Source organism: Bradyrhizobium sp. 25ACV (assembly GCF_054863005.1).
Map to the genome: position 1 here is coordinate 439,271 of NZ_JAVAYO010000005.1, position 22,633 is coordinate 461,903.

The window sequence follows — 22,633 nt, forward strand, 5'->3', positions numbered from 1 at the left end:
TGCGTTCGCTTGACCACGTTTGCGGTTCTGGAACCGGACAATCTAAAAAATCACAGGACTTATGATGCTATTCCGCTCGAGCGCCGCAATTTGCGGTGCCCTGATTGCGCTCGCCTTCTCTGTTGCCGTTGCTCGAAGTGAAACACGCGGGGATCACTCAAGTGACGTCGTCGATGCCGCCTCTGGCGATGCGATCGTTGGGGCTGCGTCCACATACAATCCGTTCAAGCCCGGCAAGGAGGAGGGCGGTCCGAAGACAGCCACCGGCGAGCGTTATGATCCCTCTGCCTGGACGGCTGCGATCAAGACGAGCTTGCGTCGCAAATTCGGTGGGGTTCAATTTGGCGCTAGGCCGAAATATGCCCTCGTCGAAGCCGTGGGCAAGAAGGTCATCGTCAAGATAAATGACGTGGGGCCACTAAGACCTGGCCGCATCATTGACCTCAATGAGCGGACGATGCGCCATTTCGATCCAAGCATGGACCTTGGAGTCATTCCCGATGTGAGAGTGAGTCCGCTTGCAGGGGACAATTGGACCCCGGGGCCGGTGGGCTGAACACAGGCGGTGTTCGTCAATGTCGGCCCGGACGCTTCGTCAGCCCCTTGCCCTGCATGCGCCAGAGCAAGAGATCGATGCGGTCCTGGCCGAAGAACGGCTCGTTCTCGAATACGAAGGTCGGCACGCCCCAATGGCCGGAGGCGGCGTGATCCTTCTCGTTTCCGGCGATCACCTGCTCGTAGCGATCCGCGTCGGCGCTGATCGCTTCATCCATCGCGGCGAGGTCGAAGCCGGCGCTCTCGGCGGCGCGCGCGAGATGATCGCCTTCGTTCCAGCCCGCCACCGAGCCGTCCCACAGCACGCGCGCGATTGCGGAGGTGAATGCGAGCGAGCGTCCCTCGAGCTGCGCCATGGCGCCCAGGCGGGTCAGGCGGTGGATGTAGGGCTGCTCGGCCGCGACATCGAACGTCGTCTTGTCCTGCACGATCGGATCGGGCCGGGGAAAGCGGAACGGAATGCCCTCGTGCTGCGCCACGCGCGTGCTGTCGAGCACCACATAGCGAATGAAGTTCGGGCTGGCCTTCTTGAAGAAGCCGGGCACGCGGACCGCGAGCGGATAGACCGGCCGCAGGTTCACGGCGAGATCGTAGTCTTCGACGAGCTTCAGCGTCTTCGGCAGCGCCAGATAGCTGAACGGGCTGCGGAAGGAGAAGAATAGATCGACGGACAGCATCATCACGCCGGCTCCACGATCCGCCCCATCATGGCGCGGACGACGAGCTTGTGGAAGGGTGTGATGAGGGCGAGGTAGGTTCGGCCCAGAAGATTATGCGTCCGCACCAGCGTGGTCGAGGTCACCTGCCGGCTTGCGATACCTCCAGCAACATCGATCACGATGCGGAAGTCGAGGTGGTAGTCGTCGAAACCCGCGACCAGACGCTCCGGCGTTTCGTCGACCACCGGAAACAGGCCGATCAATCCGTGCGACGCCGGTGCGCCTTCGCCCGATGTCTTCAGCCCGAACGGCGTCACCAGAATGTTGCGCAGGCGCAGCAGCACGTCGATCCAGCGCGGCCCGTGCAGCACCATCCGGGTGCAGGCCTCGCGGGCATTCACCGTCGCTGCGCCGATCTCGACGCGAAACGCGTCGACGAATTGCGCGCCTGCCAGCAGCGTGTCGGCATCGACCTCAGGCGTGACTTCGCGGATGGTCCCGTTCATCCCGCCAGTCTGCGCGTCAGCATCCGGAAGCGCAAGATCAAGAGCCCGGCATAAACGAACGTCCCGACCGAAAACCCGACCCAGACGCCGACCGCGCCGAGCCCGGCGTTGAAGGCCAGCACCCAGGCGATGGGAAAGGCAATGCCCCAATAGCCGATTGCCGCGAACAGCAGCGTCATTCTCGTATCGTTGATGCCGCGCAGCGCGCCGCCCATGATGGTCTGCAGGCCATCGGCGATGAAGAAGGTGGCGCCGACCAGCAGCAGCGTCGCGGTCAGCTCGATGGTGGCCGCGCTCGCCTCGCCGCTGCCGAAGAACAGCCGGCCCAGCTGGTAGCGGCCGAGGATGATGGCGATCGTCAGCGCGGAGACGAGCGCCATGCCGAGCAACGCGGCGACGAGCCCGGCGCGCTTCACCGCCGCCGGCTCGCCGCGGCCGAAGGCGTGGCCGACCCGCACGGTGGCCGCCATGCCGATGCCGAGCGGCACCATGAACAGCACGGCGGTGACCTGAAGCGCGATCTGATGCGCGGCAATCGCGGCGGTCGAGATCAGCCCCATCAGCAACGCCGCCGAGGAGAACAGGCCATATTCCAGCAGCAGCGAAAACGAGATCGGCGCGCCGATCGCGATCAGCTGGCGCATCAGGGGCCAGTCGATCCGCCACAGGCGGGCGAGTGGCCGGTAGTCCGAAAACGGTTTGCACAGCCCTGCGATGGCGAGCACGGCGACGAACGTGCCGAGGTTGACGATCGTGGTCGCAAGTCCGGCGCCGAACAGGCCGAGCTCCGGCAGGCCGAACAGGCCGTGGATCAGCGCATAGACCAGCGCGGCATTGACCGGGATCGCCGCGAGCGTGATCCACAGCGGCGGCTGCGGCCGGTTCACCGCGCTCATCATGCTGCGCAGCGCGATGAAGCCGAGCGCCGGCGCGATGCCCCAGGCCAGGCCGTTGAGATAGCGCTGGGCCAGCGCGGCCGACTGCGGCGCCTGTCCGAGCGCGAGCAGGATCCGCTCGCCATAGAGCGGCGAGGCCATCATCGGCAGCGAGATCAGCAGCGCGACCCACAGCCCGACGCGCAAGGAGCGGCGGATCAGCCTGACATCGCCGGCGCCGAACGCCTGCGCGGCCAGCGGCGACACCGCGGCCATCAATCCGAGCCCGAAGGTGAAGCTGACGAAATAGACCGTGTGCGCCAGCGCCGCCGCGGCCACCGCATCCTCGCCAAGCCGCCCGATCAGCGCGAGATCGGTCGTGATCATCGCAATCTGCCCGAGCTGCGTCAGCATCATCGGCACGGCCAGCCGCAGCGTCTCGACGAACTCTTCGGCGAGATGGTTCTGCGGCACGCCGGCTTGCGGCTGCGAATGATGTTGGACGGTGTCGAGCATGGCGGCTCATTAGCACGACCGCGCGACGAAAACATGGCCCGCGTGTCCCGGACGCGCGAAGCGCGAGCCGGGATCCAGGAGCCAAGCGTGCAGCTCTTAGCCGCATGGGCCCCGGCTCAGCAGCGCACCGCTGAAGAAGCGCTGCGCTGCGTCCGGGGCACACAACGGGTGAGGGATCTCTATCCGCTTGCTCAGGAATCGTAGGGTGGGCAAAGGCGCGCTAGCGCCGTGCCCACGACCTATCAAATATTGCACGGAAGCCGTGGGCACGCTTCCGCCTTCGCTCTACGAGCTACGGCGGACAAGTCGCTTCGCCCACCCTACGATACTGTGCGAGGAGCGCCACCTGCTCCTGCAAAGAAAAGCCTCAGCCCTTCCGCTCCGGCACGCGCTTGATCTTCGCGCCGAGCGCGTTCAGCCGTTCCTCGATGCGCTCATAGCCGCGCTCGATCTGGTCGGCGTTGTTGATGGTAGAGGTGCCCTGGGCGCACACCGCAGCCAGCAGCATCGCCATGCCGGCGCGGATGTCGGGCGAGGTCATGGTCGCGCCGTGCAGGCGGCTGGGCCCGGCGATGATCGCGCGGTGCGGGTCGCACAGCACGATGCGCGCGCCCATCGCGATCAGCTTGTCGACGAAGAACATCCTGGATTCGAACATCTTCTCGAACATCAGGATCACGCCCTCGCATTGCGTGGCGGTGACGATCGCGATCGACATCAGGTCGGCCGGGAAGGCCGGCCAGGGCTGGTCCTCCAGCTTCGGCACGTGGCCGCCGAAATCGTCCTGGATCTTCAGCGTCTGGTTCGACGGCACGATCAGGTCGTCGCCCTCGACCCGGCAGACGATGCCGAGCCGCTCAAACCCCATGCGGATCGAGCGCAGATGCTCGACGCCGGCGCGCGTGATGCGAAGCGGCGAGCGCGTCACGGCGGCAAGCCCGATCAGCGAGCCGACCTCGATATGGTCGGGCTGGATCCGATAGGTCGCTTCTCCCAGCGTTGCCGGCCCATGAATGATCATGGTGTTGGTGCCGATGCCCTCGATCTTCGCACCGAGCGCGACCAGGAAATTGGCGAGGTCCTGCACATGGGGCTCGGAGGCCGCGTTGCGCAAATGGGTGACGCCGTCGGCGGCGACCGCCGCCACCAGCGCGTTCTCCGTCGCGGTGACGCTCGGCTCGTCCAGGAACACGTCCGCGCCGGCAAGCTTGGGCGCGCGGAATTCGAGCCGGTCGGTCGCGGTGACCTTGGCGCCGAGCTGCTCCAGCGCCAGCACGTGGGTGTCCAGGCGGCGGCGGCCGATGACGTCGCCGCCGGGCGGCGGCAGCATCACCTCGCCGCAGCGCGCGAGCAGGGGCCCTGCGAGCAGGATCGAGGCGCGGATGCGCACGCAGAGCTCAGGGTCGAGATCGGCGGCGCGGATGCTCTTGGCATGGATGTGAAGCGTGTTGCGTCCGGTCCATTCCGCCGCCGCGCCGACCGAGCGGATCAGCTCGACCAGCGTTTCGGTGTCGCGGATGCGCGGCACGTTCTCCAGCGTCACCGGATGCTCGGTGAGCAGGGCGGCAGCGATGATCGGCAGCGCCGAATTCTTGTTGCCGGACGGCTCGATCGAGCCCGAGAGCCGGTGACCGCCCTCGACGATATATTGGATGGGCGCCACGGGGTTCTCGCTGTCCTGTTAATGGGTCGGGCTGTTTCGGAGGCGGAAACTACAGAGAATTGAGCGCGGTAGCAATTGTGCTGGCCGCGACTCCGGCCCGTCCGCCAGCCCGGGGGCTTAGAACAAGCCGATAATATTCCCCACCACATACAGGATCGCGATCAGGATCAGCGCGCCGATCATGACGAAGGAGATTTCGATCGCAATGGCGCCGGTGCCGAGGATGGCGGCCACGCCGGCCAGGAGGCGTTCCTCGCGGAAGATCAGCGAGAGGACCGAGAGCAGGATGGCGAGCAGGCCGAGCGCGATCGCGGTGGCGGAAGCCGTTTCCCTCCAGCTTCTCCCGGCGGATTTCTCGACCTTCGGCGCCTGATACTCCGCGCCCTTCACGCGTGCGATCAGGCGATCCTTGATGCGATGTCCGGTGTCGACGATCACCTGGTCGGCCGGCGGCGGCGGAAACACCATCGGCACGACCCAACGCGGCAGCACAGCCGCTATCAGCGCCAGCACACCGACAATGCTGCCGATGATGCCGAGACGGCGGGAGGGCTGGGCGGAACTGGGTGCTGCAGAGGCGGTCATGGCGTGAGGGCTTCCCGGCCGGAATCGGCCAACGGGGTCATGCCACTTCGTCGCGATGGCTCAAGGTGAGGTTCAGGGGCGGCTTAGAGTGCAATGGGACTCGTAGCCAAGACGGCGGTGCGCTCCCTCTCCCGCTTGCGGGGGAGGGTTGGGTGGGGGTGCTTCTGCGGTGGGATCGTCGAAATCTAGGGAGAATGTCCCCGCGAGGAGAGAGCCCCCACCCGGCGCTTCGCGCCGACCTCCCCCGCAAGCGGGAGAGGTTGCAGCGAATGCGCGGCTGGCAGATCAACCCAAGATCGACAAAGCCTCAGATATCGATCGTCGCGCTGAGCGAATGTTCCTGGATGAAGTCACGGCGCGGTTCGACCACGTCGCCCATCAGCTTGGTGAAAATGTCGTCGGCCTCGTCGACCTCCTTGACCTTCACCTGCAGCAGCGAGCGCACGTCGGTATCCAGCGTCGTCTCCCAGAGCTGCTCCGGGTTCATCTCGCCGAGACCTTTGTAGCGCTGCAGCGAGATGCCCTTGCGGCCGGCCTCGGTCACCGCCTCGAACAGGTCGACCGGGCCATGGACCATGTGCTCGGTATCCTTGCGCCGCAGCTTGCCGGAGCGGGCGTAGACGTCCTGCAGCTTCGTCGTGTACTCGTCGAGCTTGCGGGCTTCGGCCGACCCCAGGAACGCATCGTCGATCACAGCGGCTTCCTTGACGCCGCGCACGGTGCGCTCGAACTGGAAGCCCTGGCCTTCCACGTATTGCCCGATCCAGCCGCGCTCGACCTCCTCGGCCTGATTGTCCAACCGGCTCGCGATGTATTGTGCGGCGGCAGCAGCGTTCTCGGGATTGCCGTAGATCGACTTGTTCAGCACGCCGGTGATGGCGGCCTGCTCGATCACCTTGCGGTTATAGCGGCTGTGCAGGTTGCGCAGGATGCTGCGGACCACGCGGGCGTCGTCGACCAGCGCGCGCAGATCGCGGCCGGACCGGTCGCCGCCAGTGCCTGGAATGTACACGCAGTCGTCGAGGCCGGCGTCGATCAGATAGTCTTCCAGCGCCCGCTCGTCCTTCAGATACTGCTCGGACTTGCCGCGTGAAACCTTATAGAGCGGCGGCTGGGCGATATAGAGATAGCCGCCGTCGATGATGTCGCGCATCTGCCGGTAGAAGAAGGTCAGCAGCAGCGTGCGGATGTGGGCGCCGTCGACGTCGGCGTCCGTCATCACGATGATCTTGTGATAGCGCAGCTTCTCGACCGAGAATTCGTCGCTGATGCCGGTGCCGAGCGCGGTGATCAGCGTGCCGATCTGCTCGCTCGACAGCATCTTGTCGGGGCGGACGCGTTCGACGTTGAGGATCTTGCCGCGCAGCGGCAGCACCGCCTGGAATTCGCGGTTGCGGCCCTGCTTGGCGCTGCCGCCTGCCGAGTCGCCCTCGACGATGAAGAGCTCGGATTTGGCCGGATCCTTTTCCTGGCAGTCGGCGAGCTTGCCGGGCAGCGAGGAGACCGAGAGCGGGCTCTTGCGCGTCAGCTCGCGCGCTTTACGCGCAGCCTCGCGCGCGGCGGCGGCCTGGATCACCTTGCCGACGATCATCTTGGCTTCGCTGGGATGCTCCTCGAACCAGGCCTGGAGCGCCTCGTTGAGCACGTTCTCGACCACCGGGCGCACTTCCGAGGACACCAGCTTGTCCTTGGTCTGCGACGAGAATTTCGGATCGGGCACCTTCACCGACAGCACGGCGGTGAGGCCTTCGCGGCAATCGTCGCCGGTCAGCGCGATCTTTTCCTTTTTCGCATTGGCCTCGGCATAGCCGTTGACCTGGCGCGTCAGCGCGCCGCGGAAGCCGGCGAGATGGGTGCCGCCGTCGCGCTGCGGGATGTTGTTGGTGAAGCACAGCACGTTCTCGTGGTAGCTGTCGTTCCACCACAAGGCCGCCTCGACGCCGATGCCGTTGGCTTCCGCGCGCACCATGATCGGCGCCGGCACGATCGCCTTCTTGTTGCGGTCGAGATATTTGACAAATTCCTCGACGCCGCCGGAATAGTGCATCTCCTCGCGCTTCTCCACCGCGTGACGCATGTCGGAGAGGGCGATGTTGACGCCGGAATTGAGAAAGGCGAGCTCGCGCAGCCGATGCTCGAGCGTGGCGAAATCATATTCGATGTTCTTGAAGGTCTCGCCCGAGGCCAGGAACGTCACCTCGGTGCCGCGTTTGCCCGGCGCGTCGCCGACCACCACCAGCGGTGCGACGGCATCGCCATGGGCGAACTCGATGTAGTGCTCCTTGTTGTCGCGCCAGATCCGCAAGCCGAGCTTGCTCGACAGCGCGTTGACGACGGAGACGCCGACGCCGTGCAGGCCGCCGGAGACCTTGTATGAGTTCTGGTCGAACTTTCCGCCGGCGTGCAGCTGGGTCATGATGACCTCGGCCGCCGAGATGCCTTCGCCCTTGTGGATGTCGACGGGAATGCCGCGGCCGTCGTCGCGCACGGTGACGGAATTGTCGGCATTGAGCACGACGTCGACGCGCGAGGCGTGGCCCGCCAGCGCCTCGTCGATCGCGTTGTCGACGACCTCGTAGACCATGTGGTGCAGGCCGGAGCCGTCGTCGGTGTCGCCGATATACATGCCCGGACGCTTGCGGACGGCATCGAGACCCTTGAGCACGCGGATCGATTCCGCGCCGTAATCGCTCGCGGTGGAGGGCTCGTTTTCGGCAGCGGGCTGCCGAGCAGGTTCTGTCATGAGAGGCCTTCGAGATGTCGCCCGAATCAGCGGCGCAAAAGGCGCTGATTTGCAGGCTATTTGTGCCACGAAAGAGGGCTTGCGCCTAGCGCAAAGTATCTTCCGCCAACCCTTTGACTAGATAGGGTTTTTAGGCCGGTTTTCAAGGCTTTTGAAAGCCGATTTAGAGGGCTGCAAAAAGCCCGATTCGAAGGCGTGTTTCGGGCGTTGAACGGCGTGGTTTTTGCGGGCTCGGGAAGGGTCTTCAGAGGCGCCTTGTGAGGCGCATTCGCAGGCCGTTGTCATGCCCGGGCTTTGTCCCGGGCATGACGATGCAGGGAGACCAGAAGCGCAGCAGCCTCAATACATCTGCAGCGGCAGCACGTCGCCGCTCGGCCCCACCAGGAGGGCCCAGGCATCGCCGGCGGCGACGGTGAGGGTCTCGGTGTGGGCCGGGCGCCCGGGCATGCGCAGGGCGTACTGGTACGTGCCCGGCGGCAGGTCGAGCATCGGGCCTTTCGGCGATTGCGGACCGCCGGCGCCGGCCGCGATCTTCATCGTCTGCTTGTTGATGGTCAGCGAGGCTTCCTTCGCCCCGATATTGCCGAGCATCAGTCTGGCCTGGCCGGGCTTCGGCATGATGTCGGCCTTCACAGCGGCATCCGGATTCTTCTGCGCCAGACTGACCGTGGTCTCGCCCTTGGCGCGGCCGAGCTTGAGCACGGCCGGGCCTTGCGGCGAGGTGAAGTCGATTTGTGCGCGTTCGGCGGACACGGTCGCGCCGTCGGCCTTTTCCTGCCAGCCGAGCTTGGAAAGCTCCGTGCGGTAGAAGGCCAGGACATCGCCGAGCGGGGCCGGGATGCTGGCTGCCAGCTCGCGGCGGAACGGCATCTCGCTACCCGGCATTTTGGTGGTGGCGAGCGAGGTCGACGACCGCTGTGTCGGCACGGGGAGCTTGGGCTGGAGCGGCTCGGAGGATTTGGCCTGCACTTCCGCGGTGGCCGCCGGCTTCGCGGCGGCCACCACCAGCCCCGATCCTTCGGCGCGGACATTCACCTTGGGTCCCATCTGCATCACGGTCATCGAGATCGACTTGCCGCTCTTGGAGAATTCCATCACCGCCATATTGGGCTGGTTGATGACGGAGGGCTGCTCCTTCCAGCCGGCGGGCTTGAGCGATGCGCGATAGAACGCGGTGAGTGCCTTCACGCTCGATGTCGAGGAGAATTCCAGCCGGCCATCGTCGCCCTCGAATTTCACGCCCTCGGCGGTCTCAGGCAGCGGCACCGGCGTGTTGCTGCCCGTGAGCGCAGTGATCGGCGTATCGGACAGGGAGGCGGCCTGCGTCTTTCGCCTGGCCTCATCGGCGGCAATGAGCTGCTGGGCTGCCCCCAAAGCATCGCCGAGGAACCTCGCGTCCGCCTCCTTCTTCGCCTTGGCGCGGGCCGCAAGTGCGGAGTCCTTCACCTGCGCGGTCAGACTGATCATCGTGAAATCATATTTGCGGCCGAGCCGCAGCACGCCAGTTTCTTCGGCGTTGGAGATCTTGATCGCGACCTCCTCGCCGGGGGCGAGCGGCGCGGCGCCCTCTTCCTGCCAGCCGCGCGCGGCGAGCTCGCGGTGATAGAAGGCGAGCACGGCGGGCAGCTCGGCCATCGCGGCGGCCGATATCTCGCGCTTGTTGGAGCTCGCGCTGCCAAGGCTCCTTGCCGACTTGGTCGGCTTCGGCCGCGGCAGGCCCGCCATGTCATCGTCGGCCTCGAGCTCCCGGGGCAGCGCGAACGGCGCCACCCGGATGTCGACATTGGTGCGGCCGTCGTCGCGTCGTGTCAGGGTCAGCATCACCGGCTTCTGGTAGATGTGCGTCGCGTCGCGATCGGGGTGGTCGTAAAAGACGCGCACGCCGTTCGGGACGGTGCCGTCAAGATCGGCGTTCGGCCAGCGCGAGGACGTTTCAGGCGTGAGCTTGCGCCAGCCGATCGCCGCCATGTCCTTCGTGAAGAACTCCGAAGTCGCCTCGAACGCACCGGGTGCGATGCAGCCGAGATAGGGTCGGGTCTCGTCGAACACGAGATCGGTCGCGCCGTCCGGGAACGGCACGTTCGCATAGATCCGGTTCGGCGTGTAGAACACGGCGGATTGGTCGGGGCGCCCGCGCGCCTGCGTGAAGGAGACGCGCAGCCCCTGCTGTCCCTTCTTGAAGGTCAGCGCGGCACTCTTCTCGTCCAGTGGATACACATAGGGCACCCAGCCGTCGGCGCTCAACAGCTTCTTCGTGGCGTCCGACGTGGCGGCAAGCGCGGTCGGGACGGTGTAGATCAGGCGATAGGTGTCGGGGCGCGAAGTATCCTCCACCGCGCCGTCGAGCCGCGGCAGCGTATGGACGTCGACGAAGCTTTCGTCTGCCGCGTCCGCGGGATACGACGTGCTCGCCATCGCGAGAACGCCGCAGGCAAGCAGCAGCCATCTTGCCGGGACTTGCGCCCCGCGCGGGATCATCGGCATCGTCAAACTCCTGGGTGTCGCGCGGGCCGTCGCCCTGCGCATGGGCAGGCTGCGACACCTCGGCGCGCGGCCTCAGACGAGAAGTCGCGATGGGAACCGGAGAGGTTCAACGGACGGCGTACGAGCGGCGTCACGGGCCTGATCAGGCAGGCATGGCTCAATACAGCTGGAGCGGCGGCCAGGCGTCGCCGTCGCGCCCGATCGTGAGCTCCCAGGTATCGCCGGCGGCAAGGGTGAGGACGTTCGTGGTGGCTGAATGGTCCGGTACGGTCAGTTCGTAGGAATACTTGCCGGGCGCCAGATCCAGCGATACCGCATTGGCGCCGGCGGCGCGCTTGACGGTTCGTGCGTTGATCGTGAGCGCCGCATCCCTCCCGCTGATGTTGCTGAACACCAGTTTCGCCTGGCCGGGTTCGGGCATGATATTGGCCCGGGTCGCCGCATCGGCGTTCTTCTGCACGAGATGGATCGAGGTGCTGCTGTCCTTGCGGGCGAGCTGCAGTGCGGCCGGCCCCAGCGGGGAGGCGAAAGCGAGCTGGGCGTGATCGGTTGCGATCACCGCGCCATCGGGCTGTTCCTGCCAGCCAAGCTTTCCGAGCTCCGTGCGATAGAAGCTGAGGACGTCGCCGAGCTCTGCGGGCACGGTGGTTTCGAGCCTGGTGCGGAGCGGGGCTTCGACGCCGGGCATGACGGTCGTGTGGGTGCCTCGATAGAGGTAGCGGGTCGGCGCGGGCAGCCGCGCATCGGGATCCGGCGTGAGCGCGATCGAGAACAGCGGCGACAAATTCGATACCCAGGCGCCGGCGCTTGCTGCGAGCAGGCAACTCGCGAACAGAGCGAGGCCGCACGCAAGAAGTTGCCACCGCGCGGGAGCTGTCGCCCCATGCCTTACCGTCGTCATGCCTATGCTCCAAGCATCGCGCGCGTGAAAAATACTGCGCGATTGCACAACGGCGACACCGTCGGCGCCGCTTCAGACAGCTAGTCGCTGATGGAACAGAGCGGGTTCAACCCGGAGGCCTAGCGTCGGGACGAGACCTGTCCGCTCTCGACGTCGAAGACTTCGCCTCCAGCGCCGATCTCGGCGAAGGCCGCCGGATCCGCTCCGGTCAACCACACCTGCGCGCCGAGCTTGCGCAACTCGTCGAACAGCGCGGCGCGCCTGCTAGGATCGAGATGGGCGACGACCTCGTCGAGCAGCAGCAGCGGCACGATGCCGGTCATCTCGGCGACCAGGCTCGCATGCGCCAGCACCAGCCCGATCAGCAGCGCCTTCTGCTCGCCCGTGGACGCATCACGCGCGGGCATGCTTTTCGGCGCATAGATCACCTGGAGATCGGTGAGATGCGGACCGTCGGTGGTGCGGCCGGCGATGGCATCGCGCGGCCGGTTGTCGCGCAGGATCTGGCGGTAGCGATCCTCGACCGACGTCGCCGTCTCGGTCAGCAGCGCGTTCTCCATCCAGCCGTCGAGCGCGATCTGCGCCGAGGGAAAGGCGGAGGCCTGCGCGCGCGCATTGAGCATGCCGGTGAGCCTTGCCGCGGTCTGGCCGCGCGTCGCCGCGACCGCGACCGCAAGCTCCGCGGTCTCGCGCTCGATCGCGTCGCACCAATGGTCGTCGTAATTGCGGGTTTCGAGCAGGCGGTTGCGCGAGCGCAGCGAGCGCTCCAGCGCGTTGATGCGGCTCGAATGCTCATTGTCGATCGCCAGCACCAAGCGGTCGAAGAAGCGCCGCCGTTCCGAGCCTGCGCCCATGAACAGCCCGTCCATCGCCGGCGTCAGCCACACCATGCGGATATGGTCGCCGAAGGCCGTCGCGGACCCCACCGGCTCGCGGTCGATGCGGCAGCGCCGGCTCACCGCGCCGTCAGGCCGCGGCGCATCGATGCCGGTGCCGAGCGTGGCCAGCCCCAGCGCGCCCTCGACCTGCGCCGAGACGGCCCAGGATCCGTCGCCCTGGTTGTCGGCGACGTCTTCCAGCGTCGCCCGCCGCAAGCCGCGCCCGGGCGAGAGAAACGAGATCGCCTCGATGCAATTGGTCTTGCCCGCCCCGTTCGGCCCGACCAGCGCCACCATGTCAGCCGCCGTCTCGAGCCCCGCCGCCCGATAATTGCGAAAATGCGTCAGCGCCAGGCGATGAATGCGGGAGGGGGTCATCAGTTATTCGTTCCGGCGCGATTCTTCCCCTCTCCCCTTGTGGGAGAGGGTGGCGCCTCACGCAGTGAGGCGACGGGTGAGGGGTATCTTACCGCCCGGCAAGCTTTGCAAGGATATCCTCCAATACAGAAGCGGGCTGCTGTAGCACGTCGTTGTTCCAGTAGCGCAATGTCCAAAACCCTTCGGCAGCAAGCGTCGCCTCACGCGTCGCGTCTCGCTGCGATTCCGAGTGTTGGCTTCCGTCGATCTCGATCACGAGGCGCTTCTCGAAGCAGACGAAATCGAGAATGTAGTTTTTGAACGGTACCTGTCGGCGAAACTTGAAAGTGGAGAGCCGACGATCCCTCAACAAGCGCCACATTGCGGTTTCAGCATCGGTTGGTTCGTGCCGCATGTTCTTCGCGAATTGGCGGAGACGCTTAGCGACTGGCCGATGGGATGGCTCCTGCGGCACGAACCCCTCACCCGACTGAGTGTGTATCCGCCAGCGGAGATGCCCTCTCCCACAAGGGGAGAGGGCACAACAATGTGCGTCGCGCTTGTGGCGACAGGGAAGGCTGTAGCTTCACCCTCTCCCCTTGTGGGAGAGGGTGGCTTCGCGCAGCGAAGCCGGGTGAGGGGTTGTCTCCGCGTACAAGGTATCGCGAGAGGGGGAGCACGTCCCTCACACCCGCATCGGCATCAGCACATACAGCGCGCTCTTGTCGTCCCGGTCTTGCACCAGGGTGGGCGAGCCGGGATCGGCGAGTCTGAGCGTTGCGACGTCGCCTTCGATCTGGGCGGCGATGTCGAGCAAATAGCGGGAGTTGAAGCCGATATCGAGAGCGTCGGAGGCGTATTCGACCTCGAGCTCTTCGGTCGCGCTGCCGGAATCCGGATTGGTCACCGACAGAACCAGCTTGCCCGGCGACAGCGACAGCTTCACCGCCCGGCCGCGCTCGCTGGAGATCGTCGAGACGCGGTCGACCGCGTTCTCGAAGTCCTTCTTGTCGACGACGAGCTCCTTGTCGTTGCCCTGCGGAATGACGCGGCCGTAGTCGGGGAAGGTGCCGTCGATCAGTTTCGAGGTCAGCACGACGTTACCGATCGTGAAGCGGATCTTTGCCTGCGACAGCTCGATCGTCATCTCGGCGTCGGTGTCCTCGATCAGGCGCTGCACCTCGCCGACGGTCTTGCGCGGCACGATCACGCCGGGCATGCCCTCGGCGCCTTTGGGCTGCACCAAATCGAGCTGGGCGAGGCGGTGGCCGTCGGTGGCGACGCCGCGTAAGGTCGCAGCCTTGGGCGTGCCCGCGGCGTGCAGGTAGATGCCGTTGAGATAATAGCGGGTCTCCTCGGTGGAGATCGCGAACTGGGTGCGGTCGATCAGCCGCTTGACGTCCTTGGCGGCGAGCGAGAAGGAGTGCGACATGTCGCCGGCGGCCAGATCCGGGAAATCATTCTCCGGCAGGGTCTGCAGCGTGAAGCGCGAGCGGCCGGCGCGGATCGCCAGCACGGCGCGGTCGCCGTCGGCCTCCAGCACGATCTGCGAGCCGTCCGGCAGCTTGCGAACGATGTCGTAGAACATGTGCGCCGGCACGGTGGTGGAGCCCGCGGTCGCGGTTTCCGCCGGCAGCGTCTCCGTCACCTCGAGGTCGAGGTCGGTCGCCTTCAGCGACAATTTGGCGTTCTCGGCCCGGACCAGCACGTTGCCGAGGATCGGAATCGTGTTGCGGCGCTCGACCACGCGGTGGACGTGGCCCAGTGACTTTAGGAGTTGCGCGCGTTCGACCGTAACCTTCATTGCACTACTCGCCCGATCCCCAAAATGAAGAAGCCGGGCGGTCGAAAAGCCCCGCCGCGGCACCGATGACCCCGGCAGGTCAGGGCCATCCAACCGATATGACCAAAGCCGCCAGGGTCGCGCAAGGTGGCTCGGATGGCCCCCGGATTCAAGGGATCGGGGGCCAGTTCCGCACGATTCCCACGATTTACCGCCCAAACGAAAACCGCCGCCCAGGCATGGCCGGGGCGGCGGGGGAATGGCAGGAGCGCCTTAGGCGTTTATTCCTGAAGCTGGCGCTTCAGCGACTCCACCTCCTCGGACAGTGCGGTGTCCTTGGAGACCAGGGCCTCGATTTTGCGCACGGCGTGCAGCACCGTGGTGTGGTCGCGCCCGCCGAAGCGGCGGCCGATCTCGGGGAGCGAGCGCAGGGTCAGCGTCTTGGCGAGATACATCGCCACCTGGCGCGGGCGCACCACGTTGGCGGTGCGGCGCGAGGAGAGCAGGTCGGAGCGGCTGACATTATACTGCCGCGCCACCACGCGCTGGATGTCCTCGATCTTGATCCGCTTCGGCTCCTGCGGCCGGACCAGGTCGCGCACCTCGTGCTCGGCCATCTCCAGCGTCACCGGCCGGTTGTTGAGCTTCGAGTGCGCCAGCAGGCGGTTGATCGCGCCTTCGAGGTCGCGGCCGTTATGGGTGATGGTGCGCGCCAGATAATGCAGCACCTCCTCCGGCACCTCGAAGGTCGCATGATGGGCGCGGGCCGCGGCGACGCGCGACTTGAGGATGCCGTGGCGCAGCTCTTCGCCGAGCGAGCCCATCTCGACCACGAGGCCGCCGGCGAGCCGCGAGCGGACGCGGTCGTCGAGGCTTTCGAGATCGGACGGCGGCCGGTCGGCCGCGATCACGACCTGGCGGCCGGCGTCGATCAGCGCGTTCAGCGTGTGACAGAACTCGGCCTGGGTCGACTTGCCCTGCAGGAACTGCAGATCGTCGATCACCAGCACGTCGATGCCGCGCAGCGCTTCCTTGAAGGCCAGCGCCGTCTGCGTCTTCAGCGCGGCGACGAAGCCGTACATGAATTTTTCTGCCGTGAGGTACAGCACCTTGCGCTCGTTGCCGGAGTTGCCGGCCCAGGTCACCGCCTGGAGCAGATGCGTCTTGCCGAGGCCGACGCCGGCATGGATGTAGAGCGGGTTGAACATCACGGGGTCGCCGCGGCGACCTTCGGCGACCTGACGCGCGGCCGCATGCGCCAGCGTGTTGGAACGGCCGACGACAAAGCTCGCGAAGGTCAGGCGCGGATCGAGCGGCGAGCCGCCGAGCGCATCATGATTGGCCGACACCGGCGCGGTCGCGGTCGAGCGCAGCTCCGGTGTGGGCGTGCGTCGCGTCTCGACCGGCGCGGGGGCTTCCTTCGGCTGTATCACCGGGCGCACGGCCGAACGCACCGTGAGGTCGATGCGATGCACTTCCGGCATCTCGGCCTGCCAGCACGACAGCACGCGCTCGGCATAATGAGCCTGAATCCAGCTCTTCAGGAACCGGGTTGGCACCGAGAGCCGCACGCTCTCCTCCTGCACGCCTTCCAGATCCATGCGCGCAAACCAGCTCGTGTAAACGTCTTCGCCAACGCTCGAGCGCAGCCGACCCTTCACGCGTGACCAGCGATCCTGTTCCATTGTCATCGTCAGAAAACTTCTCTTGAGAGATAAGGTTGCGTGGTGAGCGCCAAGCAGGGTTTCCTGTCATGGCGCGACCTCAAGCGAGTCCATCGTCAGGCATAGCTCGACCGTTCGGCGCAAACGCCGCGGTCAGATCAGCGAGGTCGGAGATGGAGGGTTCGCGAGGTCAGCGCGTACTCGACGCGCCCTCGCATGTGGGAGGCTGAACGCAGGACGGATCGGAGACGGCATCGTTGAACGATGGAACTTGTGTCAATACCGCGTTGAATCCGTAGGACATGATACCTCCCCGTCCTGCCGTGATCGCTCACGACAAGGTCCTGCTTCTGAAGACGCCCGCGACGAAAATCGCTGATGCCCCTGCCCGTCTGCACTGCTCGTCCGCTCGGCTTCGCCATCGCTCTTGTCGGGATAACTTTGCGATGTCCGTGCGCCTCGCGAGATCGGGATACGTAAGATCCCTCTAGGAGACATTCAGACAAAGAGATACCATTCCCATATTGCTATGGGTTTTTGATCCGACATTCGCTTTTTGAAGCGTCGCCTACGTGCACACCGCCGCCGATTTGCACGCTCGCCCCGTTTCCTAAACCGCGCTGGTCTGAAGATCGTGGGCGCCGCTGACGACTTAAGGAATACACTATGCGGAAAGACTCGCAACGAAATTGATTCACACTTGAGGCGTCAAAAAACTTGACCTCGGTTAACGCCGCGCGGGAGTTGTTCACAGGCTCGGAAGCAAGTTTTTGGATTCGTGCACAGAATCGAGAATGCCGGGCATCATGTGACAATTCTCCGTCACTGCTAAAAAAATTTTTACAAATTCGTCACGCGCCGGACGTGTCGGCGAATTTTCCAAATGCTTGCGGTCGCTATGTCGATAAGTGATTAGCGAGACATCGCTTTTTGAGTCTCGTTTCACAGGGTAACTCCACAGCCACGCGCGTTCCGGTGAATCTACGGTGTGCAGAACTCCTGCGTGCGGGAATTCATCTTAGCCCCGCAGCACAGGGGTTTTTGCAACGCGGTGAAAGTTTCCACTGTTGCAAAACATCGGCAGGTAGAACTACGGAACGAAGAATAGCGCAGGCGGTGCAAACCTTCCGATCGAAGATCGACTGTGGCGTGACCGGTTGAGTGAATATGACGGGCAACAAAAAAGCCCGGCGCGATGCCGGGCTGTTTGACGCGTGCGATGTTCGATCGGATCGGCCGACCGATTGGTTCGCCGTTACCTGGTTCGTTACTTGGCTCGTTACTTGGCGAGCTTGGCGATCTGCGCGGTGAGGCGCGAGACTTTGCGGCTGGCGTTGTTCTTGTGAATGATGTTGCGCTGGGCGGCGCGCATCAAGGCGGGCTCGGCATTCGCCAGCGCCTTCACGGCAGCGGCGCGGTCGCCGGTCGCGATGGCTTCTTCGACGTTGCGCACGGCACCGCGCATCTGGGTGCGGCGCGACTTGTTGACGGCGGTGCGGCGGGCGATCTTGCGCGTCGCTTTCTTGGCGGAAGTGGTATTGGCCATAGTCTCAATATCCTTTGCGGGTACCGGTCGCGTCTTGGTCGGGTAGCGCCGGCTTGCTTGACCGCGGAATCGACGCTCGGATTTAGGGTGTTCGGTTGCTGGGCTGTCCCCGGAACATGAGGCCGCAAAGAGCTCAAAGCTCAAGGAGCCTGCAACTGCTCAAAGAACAGCGGCGGCAGGATTGCGCCCGCCGCCAGTTGGCGCCCTTATAGAGAGGGTCTTCGGCACCGTCAACGCTTTCCAGGCTGGAAAAGCGGCCCCCGAGGCCCTCCAAGGGCGTCGTAACGCCCTGAAGAGGTTGAATTTCTGCCGTCTCCCGGCTATTGGCTGGCGGCGTTTTGTCGGCTCCTCCGATCGGACGACCATATAAGGTGAGGCATGATCCGCGGTTTTTTCCGACTGATTGGGCTGTTGCTGCTCGCTGGCGGGTTCATCTTCATGGTCTATGACGGCGCCCGCTGGGTGGCCGACCAGACCCTCAAATTCACCCGGTTCGGCCAGTTCTGGAACGACATCAATCAGGCCAGCCAATCTGCATTCCGCACCTGGGTCGAGGCCAAGGCGCCCTGGCTCTGGACCTCGGTGATCCGCCTGCTGCTGGATCAGCCGGTGTTCGCCGTCCTCGGCATTCTCGGCATCCTGCTGATGATCCTGTTCCGGCCGCGGAAACCGCTGATCGGCTATTCCCGGGATTGAACTTCAATTCCCGGGATTGAGCGCTCGCGAGGCGTGCGGCGTAACAAGGCTGCCCTCGCCAGCGTAGATCCCTATATTCCCACCTGACCGCGAGCACGCCGCCTGAGCATCTGGTTCAGGCGACGGACGGCTCGTTTGCGGAGATCCAATCATGCTGTTCATGCGCAAGACCACCGCATTGCCGAGCGCAGCCGAGGCGCTGCCCGGCCGCGCGCAAGCTATTCCGACCGCGACCTTCCATTTCGTCAACGGCAGCACGCTCAAGCCGCCTTATCCCGCGGGCCTCGAGCAGGCCGTGTTCGGGCTCGGCTGCTTCTGGGGCGCCGAGCGCAAGTTCTGGCAGCTCGGCGATGGCATCTACACCACCGCCGTCGGCTATGCCGGCGGCCACACGCCGAACCCGACCTATGAAGAGACCTGCTCGGGACGAACCGGTCACACCGAAGTGGTGCTGGTCGTGTTCGATCCGAACAGGATTTCTTACGAGACGCTGCTGAAGACGTTCTGGGAGAGCCACAACCCGACGCAGGGCATGCGTCAGGGCAACGACGTCGGCACGCAATATCGTAGTGCGATCTATACCACTTCCGATGCGCAGAAGAAGGCGGCCAATGAGTCGAAGGCGCTCTATCAGAAGGCGCTCGCAGCCAAAGGCCTCGGTGCCATCACCACCGAGATCGCGCCATCGGGCGAATTCTATTTCGCCGAGGACTACCATCAGCAATATCTGGCGAAGAATCCCGCCGGCTATTGCGGCTTAGGGGGCACCGGCGTGTCCTGCCCGATCGGCGTCGGCGTGAGCGCGTAGGCGAGACGACGCATTTTGCTTACCCTCCCCCTCCGGGGGAGGGTGCGACGGTCACAGCCGCCCCGCTCAACGCTTTATTAACCATAACCGGTGCATCACTTAAGCCGTCTCGTTTCGAGGGATTGGTCCGGTGCCGGTTGCACGCGCGTTTCGATGGTCGATCTTGGCAGCGTCCCTGGCAGCGTCCGCCGCGCTGACTCTTGGCGGCTGCATGCAGACCGCCGGCCCCGTCGCGGTCATGCAGCCGCGCGCCGATCTCGATTCCATGGCCTATGGCCAGCCCTACAGTGCGCCGCAACCGGTTGTCGTCGCTGACGGAGGCGGCGCCATCGGCGCGCTGCGTAATTCCTTTGCCTCTTCGCCCGCACCCATGCCGGCCGGCTACGCCGCCCCGATGGCGGCGCCGGTGCGCTATGACGCTTCCTACCATCTCGACGCCGGCGACAAGCTCCGCGTCGTGGTCTACGGCCAGGAAGGTCTCACCAACAGCTACGCCATCGATGCCGGCGGCTCCATCACCATGCCGCTGATCGGCGCAGTGCCGGCCCGCGGCCGCACCACGGCGGGCCTTGCGGGCGAGATCGCCGCGCGCCTGCGCAACGGTTACATCCGCGAGCCCTCGGTCGCGGTCGAGATCGAGGCCTATCGCCCGTTCTTCATTCTCGGCGAAGTCACGGCGCCCGGCCAATATCCTTACGTGCCGAACATGACGGTCGAGAGCGCGGTCGCAATCGCCGGCGGCTTCTCGCCCCGCGCCAAGCGCGACGTGGTCACCATCACGCACACCGAGAACGGCGGCTCCATGCGCGCCGTGGTGCCGCTCGGCACCCCCTTGAACCCCGGCGACACCGTGTTCGTCGGCGAGCGCTGGTTCTAGCTCACCGCCTGAAATCCAGCCGCCCCTCCGGAAAGCATCCGTCGATCCTGTTAGCGTCGACCACGCGTCCGATCCAGGGACGTGTGATCGCCGGCGTGGTCAAGTTGACGTATTTTCCGACCAGCCGATCCGCGCCCTCGCGCGCGGCCTCGATCAGCCCGTGCCGGCGGCCATTGTCCCAGTCGAAGCGCAGATAGATCCGGCTGCCCGTGATGCGCACGTCCGCGCGCCCTTGTTTCCATGTCTCGGCCGTGTCGCCGGCGATGGTCGGATCGGCGCCGCCATTCCAGCGGCTCGCCCAGATGCCTTCGAGCGGATCGGATGGCGCCGCGATCGCTGCCCACGCCGGCGCATTGCCGTCCGCGGCATCACCAGGCAGCGTGGCCGTCGCGGCATAATCCATCACCTCGGAATCATCGGGTGAGGGGACATCCATGGTTCCGAACGGATTGCGGATGACGAGGTGCGTGATGGCTTGCGGCATGGCGATCTCCCAGCGTGAGTTGGCTCGATTGGCCAGCTCTATCGCCGGGCGGCAGGATGCAGCCACCCGATTCCTGCGAGGGGACGCAGCGTGGTTGTCTCTCCTTGTGGAGAGAGTTCATCCCTATTTCAAATGCTTCGCGAAAAAGTCCATGCTGCGCGGCCAGGCGATGTCGGCGCTGGCCTTGTCGTAGCTCGCGCGCTCGTCGCAATGGAAGCCGTGCTGCGCGGCCGGATAGACGAACACCTCCACGTCCGGCCGCTTCGACTTGATGGTCTCGACGTCGGTCAGCGGGATGCCTGCATCCTTCTCGCCGAAATGCAGTTGCGTCGGCACCTTCGGCGTCTCGTCGGCGAAGCGCACGACCGCGCCGCCGTAATATCCAATCGCAGCCTTCAGTCCCGACAGCCGCGTCGCCGCGACAAAGGCGATGCTGCCGCCCAAGCAAAAGCCGATGATGCCCACCGGACCCACGCTCTTCACCGCATCGATCGCGGCCTGGGTGTCGCGCAGCATCGCGGCCCAATCGGGGCTGGCGACGAACTTGCGGGCTTCGGCGACCTCATCGGGCGAATAGCCCGACTGGAAGCCCGGCGCGGTGCGGTCGAAGATCGATGGTGCGATCGCCACATAGCCTTCCCCGGCGAGGCGGTCGCAGACCGAGCGGATGTGGTGATTGACGCCAAAGATCTCCTGGATCACCACCACCGCGCCCTTCGGCGTACCGCCGGGATCAGCGCGATAGGCGCCAAACTGGAAATTGTCGGAGGCCGTCAGCTTGATGTCTTGTCCCACGCGGGTTGTCCTTCTTGGTTATCGCGGAATTCTCAGGAGGAGGGGCAGTACCTATTCCCACATCCAGTTCTCGCCGTAATCCTCCTTCCAGCCGGCCAGCCGTCCATGACGGAATTGCAGGAACAGGCGGTGGCGGTAGGGGATCAAGCCGCTGCCGCCGATGTTACGCAGCGCGAGATAGATCTCGTTGCCGGGACGCCCGCGCACATATTGCAGCGGCTGCCCGAGAGCGCGGGCGGACTGCTCGGCATCCATGCCGAAGGCGAGCGGCGTATTGTTCGACAAGGTCGTGACGAAGGGCTGGCGCGGCGGCACCGCGCCGAAGGGTTCGGCCTGCGCCGCCGACGATAGCAGCGCCGCCATTGCGCCCGCCGCGAAGATCGCTCGCATCATGGTCGACGTCCCCATTATCCGGCCTATGCCGGCAAGTTCTTCAGGAAAGGCACGACCGCGTCAACCAAAGCCTTGGGCTGATCGATGTTGACGGCGTGGCCGGCCGCGGGGATCACGACCTTTTGTGCGCCGGGGATTTTTGCCGCCATGTAATCGGACGCGGCCAGGAACGGCGTGTCGTCGGCGCCGACCACGATCAGGCAGGGCACCTTGATGTCGGGCAGCAGCTCGATCACGCGCGCATCCCGCTGGGTCAGCATGCCGCGCGCGGCGAGCGCCAATCCCCTGGCGTTGCGATGGTTCGCAGTAGCGCGCTCGCGCGTCGCCGACTTCAGCATGTCGAGACCTTCGCGATCGAGCTTGTCGGCGGTGCCGAGCGCCCGCGCGTTCCAGGCCTCACGCGCTTCGTCCTTCTTGAAGCCGGGGCCGGTGTCGATGATCAGCAGCGCACGGGCGGCTTGCGGATAGGTGCGATAGAACGCGAGCGACATGTAGCCGCCGAGCGAGAGACCACCGATGATCGCGCGCTCAGCGCCGACAGCGTTGAGGATCGCCGCCATATCGCCGACCGTCAGCGCTTCGCTATAGGCGTTGGGGTCATCGGGATAATCGGACTGGCCGTGGCCGCGCATGTCCCACAGGATCAGCGTGTGATCCTTCGCGAGCGCATCGACCTGCCCTTGCCACATCGCCGACGTCGAGGAATAACCGTGGGTGAGCAGCAGCGGCGGACCGTTGCCGTGAACTTCGTAGTAGATTCCGACGCCGTCCCGATCGATCCTTGGCATTGTTTCCGCCCCTTTCTTTTTGTTCTAGCCGCAATCTCAGTGTTTCACCCTCCCCTGGAGGGGGAGGGTCGGCTCAC

21 protein-coding genes are annotated in these 22,633 nt (G+C 65.2%); 4 read left to right on the plus strand and 17 right to left on the minus strand.

The annotated features are described in order from the left end of the window. Window positions 1-61: 61 nt before the first annotated feature. A complete protein-coding gene (locus RAD04_RS14865) occupies window positions 62-556 on the plus strand; it encodes a septal ring lytic transglycosylase RlpA family protein (protein WP_461624354.1) in 495 nt (164 codons plus the stop codon). Between the two features lie 16 nt (window positions 557-572). Here the strand turns inward: RAD04_RS14865 and RAD04_RS14870 are convergent, their stop codons facing one another. The 13 genes from RAD04_RS14870 to rpsT form a co-directional block, all read right to left on the minus strand. Further along, window positions 573-1,235: a 2-hydroxychromene-2-carboxylate isomerase gene (locus tag RAD04_RS14870; RefSeq protein ID WP_461624355.1), complete on the minus strand. Its 663-nt coding sequence runs from the start codon at window positions 1,233-1,235 to the stop codon at window positions 573-575. After that, window positions 1,235-1,720, minus strand: a complete 486-nt coding sequence (locus RAD04_RS14875; RefSeq protein ID WP_461624356.1) for a DUF2867 domain-containing protein — start codon at window positions 1,718-1,720, stop codon at window positions 1,235-1,237. Before RAD04_RS14875 ends, RAD04_RS14870 begins: the two co-directional genes overlap by 1 nt. Then, complete coding sequence (locus RAD04_RS14880; RefSeq protein ID WP_461624357.1) at window positions 1,717-3,111, minus strand: MATE family efflux transporter; 1,395 nt, start codon at window positions 3,109-3,111, stop codon at window positions 1,717-1,719. The genes RAD04_RS14875 and RAD04_RS14880 overlap by 4 nt, the downstream gene beginning before the upstream one ends. Before the next feature lie 367 nt (window positions 3,112-3,478). Then, a complete protein-coding gene (murA, locus tag RAD04_RS14885; RefSeq protein WP_028139540.1) occupies window positions 3,479-4,774 on the minus strand; it encodes a UDP-N-acetylglucosamine 1-carboxyvinyltransferase in 1,296 nt (431 codons plus the stop codon). 117 nt (window positions 4,775-4,891) lie between these two features. Continuing rightward, window positions 4,892-5,359 carry a hypothetical protein gene (locus tag RAD04_RS14890; RefSeq protein ID WP_461624358.1) on the minus strand — a complete coding sequence of 156 codons (468 nt, stop codon included), beginning with the start codon at window positions 5,357-5,359 and terminating at the stop codon, window positions 4,892-4,894. Between the two features lie 307 nt (window positions 5,360-5,666). Then, window positions 5,667-8,102: a DNA topoisomerase (ATP-hydrolyzing) subunit B gene (gene gyrB, locus RAD04_RS14895; RefSeq protein ID WP_461624359.1), complete on the minus strand. Its 2,436-nt coding sequence runs from the start codon at window positions 8,100-8,102 to the stop codon at window positions 5,667-5,669. Window positions 8,103-8,441: 339 nt separating this feature from the next. After that, entirely contained in the window at window positions 8,442-10,586 is a 2,145-nt protein-coding gene (locus RAD04_RS14900; RefSeq protein ID WP_461624360.1) for a hypothetical protein, read from the minus strand. A 157-nt stretch (window positions 10,587-10,743) separates the two neighbouring features. After that, window positions 10,744-11,487 carry a hypothetical protein gene (locus RAD04_RS14905; RefSeq protein WP_461624361.1) on the minus strand — a complete coding sequence of 248 codons (744 nt, stop codon included), beginning with the start codon at window positions 11,485-11,487 and terminating at the stop codon, window positions 10,744-10,746. 119 nt (window positions 11,488-11,606) lie between these two features. After that, a complete protein-coding gene (gene recF, locus RAD04_RS14910; RefSeq protein WP_461624362.1) occupies window positions 11,607-12,743 on the minus strand; it encodes a DNA replication/repair protein RecF in 1,137 nt (378 codons plus the stop codon). An 88-nt stretch (window positions 12,744-12,831) separates the two neighbouring features. After that, window positions 12,832-13,197 (minus strand): endonuclease domain-containing protein, encoded by a 366-nt coding sequence (locus RAD04_RS14915; RefSeq protein ID WP_028139547.1) that lies wholly within the window; start codon window positions 13,195-13,197, stop codon window positions 12,832-12,834. Between the two features lie 210 nt (window positions 13,198-13,407). Then, entirely contained in the window at window positions 13,408-14,526 is a 1,119-nt protein-coding gene (gene dnaN / locus RAD04_RS14920; protein ID WP_018319464.1) for a DNA polymerase III subunit beta, read from the minus strand. Window positions 14,527-14,786: 260 nt separating this feature from the next. Beyond that, a complete protein-coding gene (gene dnaA / locus RAD04_RS14925; RefSeq protein WP_461616336.1) occupies window positions 14,787-16,196 on the minus strand; it encodes a chromosomal replication initiator protein DnaA in 1,410 nt (469 codons plus the stop codon). Window positions 16,197-17,448: 1,252 nt separating this feature from the next. Beyond that, window positions 17,449-17,715: a 30S ribosomal protein S20 gene (gene rpsT / locus RAD04_RS14930; protein WP_018319466.1), complete on the minus strand. Its 267-nt coding sequence runs from the start codon at window positions 17,713-17,715 to the stop codon at window positions 17,449-17,451. A 378-nt stretch (window positions 17,716-18,093) separates the two neighbouring features. Between rpsT and RAD04_RS14935 the strand changes: the two genes are divergently transcribed. The 3 genes from RAD04_RS14935 (at window position 18,094) to RAD04_RS14945 (ending at window position 20,096) form a co-directional block, all read left to right on the plus strand. Next, the gene (locus RAD04_RS14935; protein WP_028139549.1) at window positions 18,094-18,411 is read left to right on the plus strand and encodes a hypothetical protein; all 318 of its coding nucleotides are present in this window, start codon (window positions 18,094-18,096) and stop codon (window positions 18,409-18,411) included. 151 nt (window positions 18,412-18,562) lie between these two features. Beyond that, a complete protein-coding gene (msrA, locus tag RAD04_RS14940) occupies window positions 18,563-19,219 on the plus strand; it encodes a peptide-methionine (S)-S-oxide reductase MsrA (protein ID WP_461624363.1) in 657 nt (218 codons plus the stop codon). A gap of 130 nt (window positions 19,220-19,349) precedes the next feature. Next, entirely contained in the window at window positions 19,350-20,096 is a 747-nt protein-coding gene (locus tag RAD04_RS14945; RefSeq protein ID WP_461624364.1) for a polysaccharide biosynthesis/export family protein, read from the plus strand. A gap of 1 nt (window position 20,097) precedes the next feature. Here the strand turns inward: RAD04_RS14945 and RAD04_RS14950 are convergent, their stop codons facing one another. The 4 genes from RAD04_RS14950 to RAD04_RS14965 form a co-directional block, all read right to left on the minus strand. Beyond that, window positions 20,098-20,580: a hypothetical protein gene (locus RAD04_RS14950; RefSeq protein ID WP_461624365.1), complete on the minus strand. Its 483-nt coding sequence runs from the start codon at window positions 20,578-20,580 to the stop codon at window positions 20,098-20,100. Window positions 20,581-20,703: 123 nt separating this feature from the next. Continuing rightward, on the minus strand, window positions 20,704-21,375 hold the full coding sequence (locus RAD04_RS14955; RefSeq protein WP_461624366.1) for a dienelactone hydrolase family protein: 672 nt from the start codon (window positions 21,373-21,375) through the stop codon (window positions 20,704-20,706). Window positions 21,376-21,426: 51 nt separating this feature from the next. Then, on the minus strand, window positions 21,427-21,768 hold the full coding sequence (locus RAD04_RS14960; protein ID WP_091962096.1) for a hypothetical protein: 342 nt from the start codon (window positions 21,766-21,768) through the stop codon (window positions 21,427-21,429). Window positions 21,769-21,791: 23 nt separating this feature from the next. Further along, window positions 21,792-22,556: an alpha/beta fold hydrolase gene (locus RAD04_RS14965; protein WP_461624367.1), complete on the minus strand. Its 765-nt coding sequence runs from the start codon at window positions 22,554-22,556 to the stop codon at window positions 21,792-21,794. Between the last annotated feature and the right edge of the window lie 77 nt (window positions 22,557-22,633).

Excerpts from the sequence above, each read along its gene's own strand:
- RAD04_RS14865 (WP_461624354.1), top strand. The coding sequence starts at position 62 with ATGATGCTATTCCGCTCGAGCGCCGCAATTTGCGGTGCCCTGATTGCG.
- RAD04_RS14870 (WP_461624355.1), bottom strand. The coding sequence starts at position 1,235 with ATGATGCTGTCCGTCGATCTATTCTTCTCCTTCCGCAGCCCGTTCAGC.
- RAD04_RS14875 (WP_461624356.1), bottom strand. The coding sequence starts at position 1,720 with ATGAACGGGACCATCCGCGAAGTCACGCCTGAGGTCGATGCCGACACG.
- RAD04_RS14880 (WP_461624357.1), bottom strand. The coding sequence starts at position 3,111 with ATGCTCGACACCGTCCAACATCATTCGCAGCCGCAAGCCGGCGTGCCG.
- RAD04_RS14890 (WP_461624358.1), bottom strand. The coding sequence starts at position 5,359 with ATGACCGCCTCTGCAGCACCCAGTTCCGCCCAGCCCTCCCGCCGTCTC.
- gyrB (WP_461624359.1), bottom strand. The coding sequence starts at position 8,102 with ATGACAGAACCTGCTCGGCAGCCCGCTGCCGAAAACGAGCCCTCCACC.
- RAD04_RS14900 (WP_461624360.1), bottom strand. The coding sequence starts at position 10,586 with ATGCCGATGATCCCGCGCGGGGCGCAAGTCCCGGCAAGATGGCTGCTG.
- RAD04_RS14905 (WP_461624361.1), bottom strand. The coding sequence starts at position 11,487 with ATGACGACGGTAAGGCATGGGGCGACAGCTCCCGCGCGGTGGCAACTT.
- recF (WP_461624362.1), bottom strand. The coding sequence starts at position 12,743 with ATGACCCCCTCCCGCATTCATCGCCTGGCGCTGACGCATTTTCGCAAT.
- dnaN (WP_018319464.1), bottom strand. The coding sequence starts at position 14,526 with ATGAAGGTTACGGTCGAACGCGCGCAACTCCTAAAGTCACTGGGCCAC.
- dnaA (WP_461616336.1), bottom strand. The coding sequence starts at position 16,196 with ATGACAATGGAACAGGATCGCTGGTCACGCGTGAAGGGTCGGCTGCGC.
- rpsT (WP_018319466.1), bottom strand. The coding sequence starts at position 17,715 with ATGGCCAATACCACTTCCGCCAAGAAAGCGACGCGCAAGATCGCCCGC.
- RAD04_RS14935 (WP_028139549.1), top strand. The coding sequence starts at position 18,094 with ATGATCCGCGGTTTTTTCCGACTGATTGGGCTGTTGCTGCTCGCTGGC.
- msrA (WP_461624363.1), top strand. The coding sequence starts at position 18,563 with ATGCTGTTCATGCGCAAGACCACCGCATTGCCGAGCGCAGCCGAGGCG.
- RAD04_RS14950 (WP_461624365.1), bottom strand. The coding sequence starts at position 20,580 with ATGCCGCAAGCCATCACGCACCTCGTCATCCGCAATCCGTTCGGAACC.
- RAD04_RS14960 (WP_091962096.1), bottom strand. The coding sequence starts at position 21,768 with ATGATGCGAGCGATCTTCGCGGCGGGCGCAATGGCGGCGCTGCTATCG.
- RAD04_RS14965 (WP_461624367.1), bottom strand. The coding sequence starts at position 22,556 with ATGCCAAGGATCGATCGGGACGGCGTCGGAATCTACTACGAAGTTCAC.